At 72.2% G+C, this 13,734-nt stretch carries 11 protein-coding genes; 1 reads left to right on the forward strand and 10 read right to left on the reverse strand.

The genetic code is table 11. The annotated features are described in order from the left end of the window. Window positions 1-34: 34 nt before the first annotated feature. Window positions 35-868 (reverse strand): class I SAM-dependent methyltransferase, encoded by an 834-nt coding sequence (locus tag K7396_RS16750; protein WP_086721828.1) that lies wholly within the window; start codon window positions 866-868, stop codon window positions 35-37. A 243-nt stretch (window positions 869-1,111) separates the two neighbouring features. Here K7396_RS16750 and K7396_RS16755 point away from each other — a divergent pair, with 243 nt between their 5' ends. Continuing rightward, the gene (locus tag K7396_RS16755) at window positions 1,112-2,929 is read left to right on the forward strand and encodes a S9 family peptidase (RefSeq protein ID WP_086721829.1); all 1,818 of its coding nucleotides are present in this window, start codon (window positions 1,112-1,114) and stop codon (window positions 2,927-2,929) included. Between the two features lie 350 nt (window positions 2,930-3,279). Here K7396_RS16755 and K7396_RS16760 read toward each other — a convergent pair whose 3' ends face one another. From K7396_RS16760 to K7396_RS16800, 9 genes are all read right to left on the reverse strand, one after another. Next, complete coding sequence (locus K7396_RS16760; RefSeq protein WP_152104664.1) at window positions 3,280-4,254, reverse strand: cation diffusion facilitator family transporter; 975 nt, start codon at window positions 4,252-4,254, stop codon at window positions 3,280-3,282. Window positions 4,255-4,729: 475 nt separating this feature from the next. Beyond that, window positions 4,730-5,734 (reverse strand): SURF1 family protein, encoded by a 1,005-nt coding sequence (locus K7396_RS16765; RefSeq protein ID WP_152104633.1) that lies wholly within the window; start codon window positions 5,732-5,734, stop codon window positions 4,730-4,732. A 222-nt stretch (window positions 5,735-5,956) separates the two neighbouring features. Further along, window positions 5,957-7,735 carry a hypothetical protein gene (locus tag K7396_RS16770; RefSeq protein ID WP_223660030.1) on the reverse strand — a complete coding sequence of 593 codons (1,779 nt, stop codon included), beginning with the start codon at window positions 7,733-7,735 and terminating at the stop codon, window positions 5,957-5,959. Next, window positions 7,732-8,394 carry a SigE family RNA polymerase sigma factor gene (locus tag K7396_RS16775; RefSeq protein ID WP_174886928.1) on the reverse strand — a complete coding sequence of 221 codons (663 nt, stop codon included), beginning with the start codon at window positions 8,392-8,394 and terminating at the stop codon, window positions 7,732-7,734. Before K7396_RS16775 ends, K7396_RS16770 begins: the two co-directional genes overlap by 4 nt. Window positions 8,395-9,003: 609 nt before the next feature. Beyond that, complete coding sequence (locus tag K7396_RS16780) at window positions 9,004-10,119, reverse strand: aspartate-semialdehyde dehydrogenase (protein WP_152104632.1); 1,116 nt, start codon at window positions 10,117-10,119, stop codon at window positions 9,004-9,006. Continuing rightward, the gene (locus K7396_RS16785; protein WP_086718524.1) at window positions 10,116-11,387 is read right to left on the reverse strand and encodes an aspartate kinase; all 1,272 of its coding nucleotides are present in this window, start codon (window positions 11,385-11,387) and stop codon (window positions 10,116-10,118) included. Before K7396_RS16785 ends, K7396_RS16780 begins: the two co-directional genes overlap by 4 nt. 537 nt (window positions 11,388-11,924) lie before the next feature. Beyond that, window positions 11,925-12,587 carry a DUF5063 domain-containing protein gene (locus K7396_RS16790; protein ID WP_086718525.1) on the reverse strand — a complete coding sequence of 221 codons (663 nt, stop codon included), beginning with the start codon at window positions 12,585-12,587 and terminating at the stop codon, window positions 11,925-11,927. Next, a complete protein-coding gene (gene recR, locus K7396_RS16795; RefSeq protein ID WP_086718526.1) occupies window positions 12,580-13,179 on the reverse strand; it encodes a recombination mediator RecR in 600 nt (199 codons plus the stop codon). The genes K7396_RS16790 and recR overlap by 8 nt, the downstream gene beginning before the upstream one ends. 51 nt (window positions 13,180-13,230) lie before the next feature. After that, on the reverse strand, window positions 13,231-13,581 hold the full coding sequence (locus K7396_RS16800; protein WP_086718527.1) for a YbaB/EbfC family nucleoid-associated protein: 351 nt from the start codon (window positions 13,579-13,581) through the stop codon (window positions 13,231-13,233). Between the last annotated feature and the right edge of the window lie 153 nt (window positions 13,582-13,734).

Below are 13,734 nucleotides of genomic sequence, written 5' to 3' on the forward strand. Positions count from 1 at the left end.
GGGCAGGGCGCCGGGGTGGCTGCCCGCTCCGTCCTCAGCGGTCGCGGCCGGCCTTCAGCGAATACATGAGGGGGACGCGGGGGCGGTCGCCGGGGAACCGGTGGTAGCCGTCGTCGTCGCGGCGCAGCGCGGAGAAGCGCCGGAACATCGTCATGTCGTGCTCGTGCAGGAATTCGATGCGCAGGCCGGTGCCGGCCAGGGCGGAGACGACGTCGCCGAGCGGGTGCTGCCATTCCACGCTGCGGTTGTGGACCGTCGGGGCATCGAAATCGGCGTAGGTGCCGGGGGTTTCGTCCACCCAGGCGTCACGGCTGAAGTAGTCGTGGACGATGCGCGATCCGGTCTCGTCGTCCAGGGCGTCGCACAGCGGGTGGAACTCGGCGAGGTAGAGGAAGCCGCCGGGGGCGACGAGAGCGGCCGCGGTCTCCGCCCAGCGCCGCAGGTCCGGGAGCCAGTTCAGGGCGCCGATGCCGGTGTAGACGATGTCGTACGCGGTGTCGGGGACGGCTTCGGCGGCGTCATAGACGTCGGCGGCGACGAACGCGGCGCGGTCCGGGGTGTAGCCGAGTTCGGCGGCCAGCTCGCGGGCGGTGTCGATGGCGGGCTCGGAGAAGTCCAGGCCGACGACCCGGGCCGCTCCGCGATGGGCCCAGGAGAGGGTGTCCTGGCCGAAGTGGCACTGGAGGTGGAGGAGGGACCGGCCGGTGACATCCCCCACTTCCGCCGTCTCGAAGTCCCGCAGCACGTCCCGCGTCCGGCGGAACCCCTCCTGGTCGTAAAAATCACTCGCGGTGTGGAGGGCGACGCGCTCGTCCCACCTCGCGCGATTGGTGCGGCGCCAGTCGTCGGGGCCGGTGCGTTGTCGCATTCGGCGAAGTTATCCACAGCCTGACCGCCCTCGCCAACGGATTTCCGGCGCCGGGCGCAGAATGGGCCCATGACTGACGAGACGACCGCAGACCCAGGCCACTCCACCGCTCCGCGCCCTTCGACCACCGACCCCCGTCCCGCACCCGGGGCGGGGACGGCCTCGGCCGATCCGATAGCGGTGACGGGCGGTGCGCGGGAGGATTCGGGCGCCTCGGCGGGCTCCGGCGGCGCGGAGGCCGCGATGCCGGACTGGGAGAAGCGCTTCCGCGCGCCGCGGATCGGGCTGCCGGACTGGGCCGAGGACGCCCCGGACCGTTCCCTGTTCGTCTCGAACGCCACCGGCACCTTCGAGCTGTACGCCTGGGACCGGGCGACCGGCGCCCAGCGGCAGGCCACGGACCGGCCGAACGGCACGACGGACGGGACGCTGTCGCCGGACGGCGAATGGATCTGGTGGTTCTCGGACACCGACGGGGACGAGTTCGGCGTCTGGATGCGGCAGCCGTTCGCCGGCGGCCCGGACGAGCCGGCCACCCCGGGCATCGCCCCCTCGTACGGCGGCGGCCTGGCGATCGGCCGGGACGGGACGGCGGTCGTCGGCTGCTCCACGGACGAGGAGGGCTCGACGGTCCATGTCGTGCGGCCGGGCGGGGAACCGGTGGAGATCTACCGGCACCGCGAGTCGGCGGGCGTCGGCGACCTCTCGCAGGACGGCTCACTGATCGCCCTGGAGCACACCGAGCACGGCGACGCGATGCACTCCGCGATCCGGGTCGTACGGCCCGACGGCTCCACGGTCGCGGAGCTGGACGACACCAACGGCGGGACCGAGGAGCTGGGCCTGTCGGTGATGGGTTTCGCCCCGGTGGACGGGGACGCCCGGCTGCTGGTGGGGCACCAGCGGCGGGGCCGCTGGGAGCCGATGATCTGGGACCCGCTGACCGGGACCGAGACGGCTCTGGAGATAGAGCTGCCCGGCGACGTGGGTGCCGACTGGTATCCCGACGGCTCGGCGCTGCTGGTGGAGCACGAGTACCAGGCACGCAGCGAGCTGTGGCGCTACGAACTGGGTGAACCGGGCGACGCCGGTGCTCCGGGCGCGTCAGCCGTGGCCGTCCGGCCGCGGCTGACGCGGGTCGAGACCCCGGCGGGCACGGTCTCGGGTGCGACGGCGCGGCCGGACGGCACGGTCGAGTTCCTGTGGTCGTCGGCGGCCCAGCCCCCGGAGGTGCGGTCGACGAACGGCGAGGTCGTCCTCGACCCGCCCGGTATGAAGGCGCCCGGGTCGGTGCCCGTACGGGACGTGTGGGTGGAGGGCCCCGGAGGCCGTATCCACGCGCTGGTGCAGCAGCCGGCCGGTGAGGGCCCCTTCCCGACGGTCTTCGACATCCACGGCGGCCCGACCTGGCACGACAGCGACGCCTTCGCCTCGTCCCCCGCGGCCTGGGTGGACCACGGCTTCGCGGTCGTACGCGTCAACTACCGCGGCTCGACCGGCTACGGCCGTGCCTGGACGGATGCGCTCAAGCACCGCGTCGGGCTGATCGAGCTGGAGGACATCGCCGCGGTCCGCGAATGGGCGGTCTCGTCCGGCCTGGCGGACCCCGGTCGGCTGGTGCTGTCGGGCGGCTCCTGGGGCGGCTATCTGACCCTGCTGGGCCTCGGCACCCAGCCGGAGGCCTGGGCGGTGGGCCTGGCGGCGGTCCCGGTCGCGGACTACGTCACGGCGTACAACGACGAGATGGAAGCCCTCAAGGCCATGGACCGGACCCTGCTGGGCGGCACCCCCGAGGAGGTCCCGGACCGCTTCGAGGCGTCGTCCCCGCTGACGTACGTGGACGCGGTACGGGCACCGGTCTACATCTCCGCCGGCGTCAACGACCCGCGCTGCCCGATCCAGCAGGTGGAGAACTACGTCCAGCGCCTGGAGAGCCGCAACCACCCGCACGAGGTCTACCGCTACGACGCCGGCCACGGCTCCCTGGTCGTGGAGGAACGCATCAAGCAGGTCCGCCTGGAGCTCGACTTCGCACAGAGGTACGTGATGGAGAAGAGGTAGGGCCGGAGGGGGCGCCGGGCGGGGCAGTCCGGGGGCCCCGGGGGCCGGCCCAGGGGACGGCCCAGGGGACGGCTTCGGACGGGGGCCTCCCGGCGCCGGCCGGGGCCTTCCCCGGGTCCTGGGGGTTCTTCCCCGGCTGCGGTCGGGGGGCCTGCTCCCCGGCCCTGGTCAGGGGTGCTTTCCCTGCTCCGGCGGGCCTACTGGCCTCGGCCGGGGAGGCCCAGCGTGGCAGCCGACGCCTGTGCACGGCGCCTGTCGCGGTGGCCTCTGACGATGGACGGCCTCTGACGTCGGCCGGAGGTGGGTGGTGGGGTGGAAGGGAGGGGCGGGGGGCGGGGGAGGGGGCCCGGTCAGGCGGGGGCGTGATGGGCCAGCGCCGCGTGGGGGTCCGTGCCGTCGCTGGTGTGGTCGGTGTGGACGGTCGCGGCGGTGAGCCGGGGGACGGCGTGGATCAGGGCGTGTTCCGCGGCGACGGCGAGGGCATGGGCGTGCACCACGGTCAGGCGCGAGTCGACGACGATATCGGCCTCGGCGCGCAGGGTATGGCCGATCCAGCGCATGCGGACCTGCCCGACGCCGCGCACCCCGTCCACCGCCCGTAGTGCCGTCTCGGCGGCGTCGATGAGTGCGGGGTCGACGCAGTCCATCAGCCGCCGGTAGACCTCCCTGGCGGCGTCGCGCAGCACCATGAGGATCGCGGCGGTGATCACCAGCCCGATCAGCGGGTCGGCCGCCCGCCACCCGAGCGCCGCGCCACCCGCGCCGAGGAGGACGGCGAGCGAGGTGAAGCCGTCGGTACGGGCGTGCAGGCCGTCGGCCACCAGCGCGGCCGAGCCGATCCTGCGGCCGGTGCGGATGCGGTAGCGGGCCACCCACTCGTTGCCGAGGAACCCGGCCACGGCGGCCGCCGCCACGGCCCACAGGTGGGTGATGTCCCGGGGGTTCAGCAGTCGGTCCACGGCCTCGTAGGCGGCGAGCGCCGAGGAGGCGGCGATCGTCAGCACGATGGCGACGCCCGCGAGGTCCTCGGCCCGGCCGTAGCCGTAGGTGTAGCGGCGGTTGGCGGCCCGTCGTCCGAGGACGAAGGCGATGCCCAGCGGAACGGCGGTCATCGCGTCGGCGGCGTTGTGGATGGTGTCGCCGAGCAGCGCCACCGACCCCGACAGCGCGACGACCACCAGCTGGATCACGCTGGTCAGGCCCAGGATGCCGAGCGAGAGCCACAGCGTGCGCAGGCCCTCGCGGGAGGTCTCCATCGCGGTGTCGACCTTGTCCATGGCGGCATGGCTGTGCGGGGTGACGAGGTGGGCGATCCGGTGCCGGATCCGCTGCCGGCGGCCGGAACCGTGGGCGTCGTGGACGTGCGCGTGGCGGCGCGCGTGGTCGTGCACATGGTCGTGCCGCGGGTGCTCGATATCCACCGGTCCGTGATCGTCCGGGCCGACACCGACGCCGACGTCGACGGGCACGGCTGCGTCTACGGATACGGGAACGGGTCCGGCTGCCTCCACGGCCGGGCGCTCCTGACCACGTAGGTCGGGGCGGCCGCGGCGCTTACGGCGGTCACGGCGGTCACGGCCCTCACAGCGGTCACTGCCGTCACGACGGTCACTGCCGTCACCGCCGTCGCAATGGTCGTGATCATGGCTGGGATCGTGATCGTGCTCAGGACCGTGCGCATGGGTGCGATTGCCTGCCATATGGCCTACCGTGGCACGCCGAATCGATTGCGGCTACTGCCGTGATACGGCCTCTGACCAGGTGCAACATGGTTGCAGTAGCGGCCCGTGGTCGACTGGCTCAGGCCCGAGCGGCCCGCGCCGCCTCGTCCTCTTCCTCGCCTTCGCCGGCGCCCCGCCCGTCGGCCGAAGGCGCCTCCGCAGCCGAAGGCCCCGCCGGCCCCGCCGTGGTCGTAGCCCCGGCCGACGCGGCAGACCCGCCCCCGACCACAGCCCCGTCCCCGTTCCCGGCCGCAGCCCCGTTCCCGGCCGCACCGCCAACCGCGCCCCCGTCCCCCTCCGGCACGATCCCCAGCGCCGCGTCCTTGGCGGCCTCGGCGTCACGGCGGAAGAGGCGGAACCACATGAAGACGACGAAGCCGGCGAAGACGAACCACTCGCCGGTGTAGCCGAGGTTCTGGAATGCCTTGAGGTCGAGGCCGCTGCCCTCGGCGGCGGCCGGGGGGACGGCGTGCAGCGGCGCCTGGGCGTCGGTGACCGTGATCCAGGCGTCGTAGACCTCGTACGGCACGATGTTGACCAGCGAGGCCGCGCTGATCATGCCCAGCTGCCCCTGCGGCAGCCCGCCGCCGACCTGGACGCCGTCGGTGCCCTGGTTCTCGGAGGCCTGCAGCGCTCCGGTGACCGTCACCTCGCCCTTGGGCGGCGCGGGCACCCGTGCCGTGTCCGCCTTGGTACCGGCGTCGCCGGGCAGCCAGCCCCGTACGACCGGCAGCGCCTTGCCGCCGTCCGTACGCAGCAGGTTGAGGACGTAGAAGCCCCGCTGCTCGCCGTGCTTGTCCTTCAAGGTGCGGTCCGGTACGAGCAGTTGGTGCCCGGTGTCGTAGTGCCCGCGGGCGCTGGCCTGCCGGCCGGAGGTGACCATGTCGACGGGCAGCAGGTCGGCCAGCGGGCGTGCCGCGGCGGACTCGGCCCGGGCCGAACGGCTCTCCTGCTGCTGGTGGGTGTTGACGCGGTCCTCGAAGCGGCTCAGCTGCCAGCTGCCCATGAAGATGCAGAGCGGAATCGCCAGTACGGCGAACACGTTGATCCCCCACCACCGCGGGGTCAGCAGGAACCGGTACACACCACAACGGTACGGGGCCGATGCCGCGGGGCCGCACCGCCCCCTCCCGGCCCTGCCGCCGCCCTCAGGACCTGGGCGGTTGCGCCGGGAGCCCGGCGCGGCGGCCGACGCCCGACGGCCGGCGGAAGCAGCCACCGGTGCCGGGCGACGCGAGCGGCGCCGCACACCCAAGCCCCGAACCGCAAGGCCCCGGCCCCCAGCCCGAAGCCCAGGCCCTACTCCCTAGGAACCCGGCAGGGCCTCGGTTCGGTACACCGTCCCGGCGCAGGCGTCCGTGATCTTCGCGTCGGCCACGGCGGGCTCGCCGGCCTCGGGCGTATGGCTGAGAACGATTCCACCGGACGCGCTGCCGCCTCCGGCACCCTCGTCGCCGCCCGCCTGGCCGCCGCCTCCGCCGTCGCCCGTCGTCGTGGCCCCGGCGTCCGGGGACTGCCCGGGGTCCTTGGATGCCTCGGGGGTCGGCGAGGGCCCGGGGCTGACGCATCCGGTGGCGCCGCCGCCGGACTTCGGGATCCAGGCGAACTTGACCTCGTACGCCTCCCCCGGCTTGAGAACCAGCTGGTCAGGGGTGGTGGCCGGGTCGGGCAGGCCGGTGGCCTCGTCACCCGATGTGTGGTCGACGACGTGGATGCGGTCGGCGTTCGTGGAGCCCTGCGCGACCAGGCCGACAGTGCCGCCGCCGTCGACGGAGCAGGCGGCGCCGGAGGTGTTGACCACCCGGAACGTGCCGTAGATGCGGCCCGTGGAGTCCGCCGGGTCGACCTTGCTGCTGCCCTGCCCGAGCTGGTCGCGCCCGCAGACCGGCGAGGTGACGTCCATGGTCTCGTCCGGGGCGGGCGTGCCGTCGCCCGCCCCGGGGCCCACACCGCCCTTCCCCTTGGCCTTGCCCGGGCCCTCCGGCTTGCCCTCGCCCGGCGTCTCGCCGCCCTTCCGGGTGGGCCGCGGGCCGGCCTGCTCGGTGCCCTCGCCGTGCATGCCGCCGGTGCCGCCCTGGGCGCGCTGGTTGCTCGCCGCGTTGGCGGCGCGTTCCTCGGAGCTGTCGCTGAGGTTCACCACGTGGACCATGGCGGGGATGGAGGTGCCGCCGAGGAGCAGCGCGGCGGCCACGCCCAGGACGGCGTGCCGACGGCGCTGGCGTCGGGCGGGCACCGCGCGGCGCAGCTGGTCCAGCGCGTCCGGCGAGGGTTCGAGGTCGCTCACGCGGGACTGCAGCAGCCGCCTCAGGTCGTCCTCGTCGCCGAAGCCGCCGGTGGGGTGGCTGCGCCCGGGGCCGTCGCCCCCGTCGCCACCGCCGAAGGCGGCACCGGCCGGAACCTCGCTGCCGTACGCGTGACCGCCGGACCCTTCGCCCTGGCCACCGGGCTCCTGCCCACCACCGCCGGGCTCCTGCTCGCCTCCGCCGGACGCCTGCTCCGTACCGCCAGGCGCCCGCTCCGTACCACCAGCCCCTGCCGCCCCGACACCGATGTCATCGCCGCTGCCGGAATTTTGGCCGGTTTTCGCTGCCCGCCCGCTCGGTTCGCCCGCTCGGCGGTCTCCGCGCGGCTCGCCTCCCGGGTGCTCGTGTGCCTCACGCGCCGCATACGTGTCGTGCGCCGCTTCGCCGGGCGCGTCACGGGCTCCGGCCGTGTCGTGGCGACGGCCGTACGGGGCGGTCTCGTGCTCCGCGGGGAGCGGGTCGGGCCCGTCGCCGCGTGCGCCGCTCTGGTTCATCGGGTGGATCGCATTGCTCAGGTCGCCGGCCCGGCCCGGGGCGGCCGGCCTGCTCTGGGTGTTCGGGATGTTCGGAGTGATCAGGGTGTTCAGGGTGTTGGACGTGATCGGGGTGTTCGAGGTGATCGGGTTGTTCGGGTGGAGCGGACCGCTCGACGTGCCCGGAAGGCCGGAACGGCCCGGACGGCCCAGGTGGTTCGGGTGGTCCGGGCGGTGCCCCGGGCGGTCCGCCGCGGACGGTCCGCGCGCGTCGAACGGGTCGTACCGGCCAAACGCTGTGCCACTCATGCCGGAGCCTCCATCGCGACGCGCAGCGCCGCGATGCCCCGCGACCCGTAGGCCTTGACGGAGCCGAGCGATATGCCCAGCGTCTGCGCCACCTGTGCCTCGGTCATATCGGCGAAGTAACGCAGCACCAGCACCTCGCGCTGCCGGCGCTGCAGCCCGCGCATCGCCTTGATCAACTGGTCGCGTTCCAGCAGGTCGTAGGCGCCCTCCTCGGCGCTCGCCATGTCGGGCATCGGCTTGGAGAGCAGCTTGAGCCCGAGGATGCGGCGACGCAGCGCGGAGCGCGAGAGGTTGACGACCGTCTGCCGGAGGTAGGCGAGGGTCTTCTCGGGTTCCCGCACCCGTCCGCGCGCGGAGTGCACGCGGATGAAGGCTTCCTGGACGACGTCCTCGCAGGAGGCGGTGTCGTCGAGGAGCAGCGCGGCGAGACCGAGCAGGGAGCGGTAGTGCGCCCGGTAGGTCTCGGTGAGGTGGTCGACTGTGGTGCCCGCTGCCATCGCGTCGTCAGTGTCCCCACGCTGCGGAGGGATCTGTGCGGGACGCGTGGTGGGCCAGGGCGCGATCACTGGCATGCCCCCGGGCGCAAGGGGGCGCGGCGGGCGCACTGTTGCGCCAGCGGCCCCTGCCGGGGCGATGGTGAATCCGAGTACCTCTGCCACGCTTGTTGGACACGCTTCCCCCTGTAAGGGTTGTACGCGCAAGGCACCGCTTTTGACGATGCATCCAATGCCCTCATGCGTACCAGCTCTTCCTGAATGCCCTGATTACCCCGACGCGAATTCCCCGGCAGCCGGGGCCCCACCCTGCGGCCCGTGGACATCCCGGGCCACCCCTGAGGGCGGCCACAAAGACGCTCCCCGCCCAACTGCCGGTTGCAGTGCGGCGGGGAGTGAATGGTCGAACAGGTCGTCAGCCCAGCTCAAGGGACTCAGTCCGACGATCCGCTCACAGAATCTTCACACGCCCCACAAAGTATCTCCCAGGCGATCGCCACAGGAGACCGATCCCGCCAAGTCGCCCCGCGGGAGAGGGCCGAACCCCGCATCAGCATCCCGGAAACGGACGCACCGGAGAGCCGGAATCGACATCCCGGCCGGACGGAGGAGAGGGCCCGCAGCACCATTCCGGCCAGGCACGCCGGAGCCCCCGCAAGAACGCTCGGGCCGGACACGCGGGAGACAGAGCACCCACGCCGCATCCCCCAGCCCTCCCGGAGCCACCCCGGCGGCCGCTGCCCCGACAGCCCCTCCCGCAGCCCCCGGCGCCCGCTACCCCCGGAGTTCCCCCGCCACCAGCTCCCCCACCTGTGCCGTGTTCAGGGCCGCTCCCTTGCGCAGGTTGTCCCCGCACACGAAGAACTCCAGCGCCCGCGGGTCGTCCAGCGAGCGCCGCACCCGTCCGACCCAGGTGGGATCCGTGCCGACGACATCGGCGGGGGTCGGGTACTCCCCCTCGGCCGGGTCGTCAGTGAGGACGACGCCGGGGGCGGCGGCGAGGATCTCGTGCGCGCCGGCGACCGTGACCTCGTTCTCGAACCGGGCGTGCACGGTCAGGGAGTGCGTGGTGATCACCGGCACCCGTACACAGGTCGCGGTGACCGGCAGGTCCGGCATCCCGAGGATCTTGCGGGACTCGTTGCGGATCTTGAGTTCCTCGGAGGACCAGCCGTCCTCCTGGAGCGAGCCGGCCCAGGGCACGACGTTGAGGGCGATCGGCGCCGGGAAGGGGCCCAGCGTGTCCCCGACGGCCCGCCGCACGTCACCGGGCGCGCACCCCAGCTCCGTGCCGGACACCGCGGACAGCTGCGCGCGCAGGGTGTCGACGCCGGCCTTCCCCGTCCCGGAGACGGCCTGGTACGAGGAGACGATCAGCTCGCTCACGCCGTACTCGGCGTGCAGCGCACCCAGCGCGACGATCATCGAGAGCGTCGTGCAGTTCGGGTTGGCGATGATGCCGCGCGGGCGCACCCGCGCGGTGTGCGCGTTGATCTCGGGCACGACGAGCGGCACGTCCGGGTCCATCCGGAACGCGCCGGAGTTGTCCACGACCACCGCGCCCTTGGACACCGCGACCGGCGCCCACTGCGCGGAGACCTCGTCGGGGACGTCGAACATCGCGACGTCGATGCCGTCGAAGGCCTCCTCGCTCAGCGCGACGACCTCGACCTGCTCGCCCCGCACGGTCAGCTTGCGGCCGGCCGAGCGGGGAGAGGCGATCAGCCGGATCTCGCCCCAGATGTCGGCCCGCTCGGACAGGATGCCGAGCAGGACCGAGCCGACGGCGCCGGTGGCGCCGACGACGGCGAGATGCGGCTTGGCGGCCGTACGGGCGTCCGCCCACGCCGTGTCAGCGAGGGACGGACGGCCCGCCTCGGCCGGAATCATCGGCCGGTGCCTCCATAGACCACGGCCTCGTCGCTGTCGGTGTCGAGACCGAAGGCGGTGTGCACGGCGCGCACGGCCTCGTTGACGTCGTCGGCGCGGGTGACGACCGAGATGCGGATCTCGGAGGTCGAGATGAGCTCGATGTTCACGCCGGCGTTCGACAGCGCCTCGAAGAACGTCGCCGTGACACCCGGGTTGGTCTTCATGCCCGCGCCGACCAGCGAGATCTTGGCGATCTGGTCGTCGTAGCGCAGCGAGTCGAAGCCGACCGCGGTACGGGTCCGCTCCAGGGCCGCGACGGCCTTGCGGCCCTCGGCCTTGGGCAGCGTGAAGGAGATGTCGGTCAGACCGGTCGACGCGGCGGACACGTTCTGCACGACCATGTCGATGTTGACCTCGGAGTCCGCGATCGCACGGAAGATGCGCGCGGCCTCGCCCGGCTTGTCCGGGACTCCGACGACCGTGACCTTCGCCTCGGAGGTGTCATGTGCGACGCCCGAGATGATTGCCTGCTCCATCGGCTGGTCCCCTTGCGGTTCGTTGCTGACCCACGTGCCCTTCAGCCCCGAGAACGAGGAGCGGACGTGGATCGGGATGTTGTAACGGCGTGCGTACTCGACGCAACGGTGCAGCAGCACCTTGGATCCGGAGCTGGCCAGCTCCAGCATGTCCTCGAAGGAGATCCAGTCGATCTTCCGGGCCTTCTTCACGACCCGGGGGTCGGCGGTGAAGACACCGTCCACATCGGTGTAGATCTCACAGACGTCGGCGTCCAGGGCCGCCGCCAGCGCGACGGCGGTCGTGTCCGACCCACCGCGCCCCAGCGTCGTGATGTCCTTCTTGTCCTGGGACACGCCCTGGAATCCGGCGACGATGGCGATGTTGCCCTCGTCGACGGAGGTCTTGATGCGGCCCGGCGTGACGTCGATGATCCGTGCCTTGTTGTGCACGGAATCCGTGATGACGCCGGCCTGGCTGCCCGTGAAGGACTGCGCCTCATGGCCGAGGTTTTTGATCGCCATCGCCAGCAGGGCCATGGAGATCCGCTCTCCGGCGGTCAGCAGCATGTCGAACTCGCGCCCCGACGGGATCGGGGACACTTCCTGCGCGAGATCGATCAGCTCGTCCGTCGTGTCGCCCATCGCCGAAACCACCACGACAACCTGGTTGCCGTTCTTCTTGGCTTCGACGACTCGCTTGGCAACGCGCTTGATGCCCTCGGCATCCGCAACGGATGAGCCGCCGTACTTCTGCACGACAAGGCCCACGTGCGCTCCTCGCAACTGTCTCTTCGGGAGTTTCCTCCCGGACCCCCGGAAATGGGGGTACTGCGGTCGGCTCAGTCTAACGAGCAAGCGGAGTCCGCCCTGCTGATACCACATCGTGAGACGTGAGACTCACTGGTTGATCACGGGTTCTCACCATGATCACCTGTCCCGTGGGTTTCACGTCCCGAGGCGGTTCCACAAGGCGCACCGTTGCGCCTGCCCGGCGAGCACATGCCCGCTCCTGGGCGGTACACACGAAAACGTAACCCAGGTCACAAGGTCCGGGCGCGGCGAGAGGCCCACGGGGCGGACGGCGCGGGTGCGTCGCGTCGCGCGGGATGACGGCGCGCGAGGGGCGCGTCACAGGGGCCGTCAGCGCGCGGACGAGCGCATCGCGGCACGTGGCAGCACGCGGACGAGCACACCCGGCGAGGGCGGCGCACAGATACGGTCACACGCCCCGCGGCAGCGGTTCGGGCAGCAGCGTCCGGGCCCACGAAGCGGACGGCCCACGGCGCACCGCGGCCGGCCCGCCGCTCACACCCGGCGCAGCCCCAGGGGCGCGGCGATCTCCGCCGCCATGACCCGGCCGGCCTCCTCGGCGAGGCGGTCCTCGTCGCCGGTGACGCCGCTGTCGGTGTCCAGGCCGTCCAGCTCGACGAGCGGCTGGTCGAGGCGGACGTGGGCGACCAGCGACTGCAACGCGCGCAGGGCGGCCGAGGCGGTCGGGCCCCAGTTGGACAGGTAGGAGAACTGCCACCACCACAGGGCCTCGCTGACCCGGCCCGCCCGGTAGTGCGCCAGTCCGTGCCGCAGGTCGGTGATGATGTCGGCCAGGTCGTCGGAGATGCGGCTGGCGACCGGCTCGCTGCGCGGTACGTACGGGTCGAAGACCTCGGAGTAGACGTCCACCGGGTCGAGCAGGTTCGCGAAGCGCTCGCGGAGCTCGTCGACGTCCGGCTCCGGGCCGGTGTCGGGCTCGTACCGCTCGTCGGGGACGAAGTCCTCGTGGGCGCCCAGGCGGCCGCCGGTGAGCAGCAGCTGGGAGATCTCCAGCAGCAGGAAGGGAACCGCGCTGTCCGGCTCGTCGCCCTTGGCGACCTCGGTCACCGCGACGATGAAACTCTCGACCGAGTCGGAGATCGATACGGCGAAGTCGTCCGGGTCCTGGGTCGCGTTGTGCAGCGTGGCATCAGACATCGAGAAGTCTCCTCCCTTCGAAGGCCCGCCCGAGCGTGACCTCGTCCGCGTACTCCAGATCGCCGCCGACCGGCAGACCGCTCGCCAGTCGCGTCACCTTCAGGCCCATGGGTTTGATCATGCGCGCCAGATACGTGGCCGTGGCCTCGCCCTCGAGATTCGGGTCGGTGGCCAAAATCAGCTCGGTGACGGTGCCGTCCGCGAGCCTGGCCAGCAGTTCCCTGATCCGCAGGTCGTCCGGGCCCACGCCCTCGATCGGACTGATCGCCCCGCCGAGGACGTGGTAGCGGCCGCGGAACTCACGCGTCCGCTCGATCGCCACGACGTCCTTGGGCTCCTCCACGACGCAGATGACCGCCGGATCACGCCTCGGATCCAGGCAGACCCGGCACTGCTCCTCCTGCGCCACATTGCCGCAGGTGCCGCAGAACCGGACCTTCGCCTTGACCTCCATCAGCGCGTTCGCGAGCCGGCGGACATCGGTCGGCTCGGCCTGAAGAATGTGAAAGGCGATCCGCTGCGCGCTCTTGGGACCGACGCCGGGCAGTCTGCCCAACTCGTCGATCAGGTCCTGGACCACGCCTTCGTACACGGAACGTCTTCTTTCTCTTCTGCCGTGGTGCGTACGCTAGTTGGCTACTCCTCAGAAGGGGAGACCCGGGATTCCGCCACCGCCCAGACCCTGGGCGAGCGGGCCGAGCTTCTGCTGCTGGAGCTGCTGGGCACTGGCGTTGGCGTCCCGGACCGCCGCCAGCACGAGGTCGGCGATCGTCTCGGCGGTCTCCTCCGCCGAGTCGGTGTCCACCGCCTTGGGGTCGATGACCAGGCTCTGGAGCTCACCGGAGCCGGTCACCGTCGCCTTGACCAGACCGCCGCCCGCGGAACCCTCGACGGGCGTCTCCGCCAGCTCCTGCTGGGCGGCCGCGAGGTCCTGCTGCATCTTCTGGGCCTGCTGGAGCAGCTGCTGCATATTGGGCTGACCACCGGGGATCACGACGTGACTCCTGCCATACGACAACGATTGGTGCGGTAGCCCGAGCCTACGTGTTTCACCGGCCCGGCGCCCTACGCCGGAGGGAGGAGCACGGGTGTACGTCCGGTGTACGCGCGCTTACCGTTCCGCCCCTCTCACGGCCCGGCCGACGCG

The organism is Streptomyces angustmyceticus (genome assembly GCF_019933235.1).
Taxonomy (GTDB): domain Bacteria; phylum Actinomycetota; class Actinomycetes; order Streptomycetales; family Streptomycetaceae; genus Streptomyces; species Streptomyces angustmyceticus.

Bases quoted from the DNA above. Each gene is read 5' to 3' on its own strand.
- K7396_RS16750 (WP_086721828.1), bottom strand. From the start codon at position 868: ATGCGACAACGCACCGGCCCCGACGACTGGCGCCGCACCAATCGCGCG.
- K7396_RS16755 (WP_086721829.1), top strand. From the start codon at position 1,112: ATGCCGGACTGGGAGAAGCGCTTCCGCGCGCCGCGGATCGGGCTGCCG.
- K7396_RS16790 (WP_086718525.1), bottom strand. From the start codon at position 12,587: ATGTCTGATGCCACGCTGCACAACGCGACCCAGGACCCGGACGACTTC.
- K7396_RS16770 (WP_223660030.1), bottom strand. From the start codon at position 7,735: ATGAGTGGCACAGCGTTTGGCCGGTACGACCCGTTCGACGCGCGCGGA.
- K7396_RS16780 (WP_152104632.1), bottom strand. From the start codon at position 10,119: ATGATTCCGGCCGAGGCGGGCCGTCCGTCCCTCGCTGACACGGCGTGG.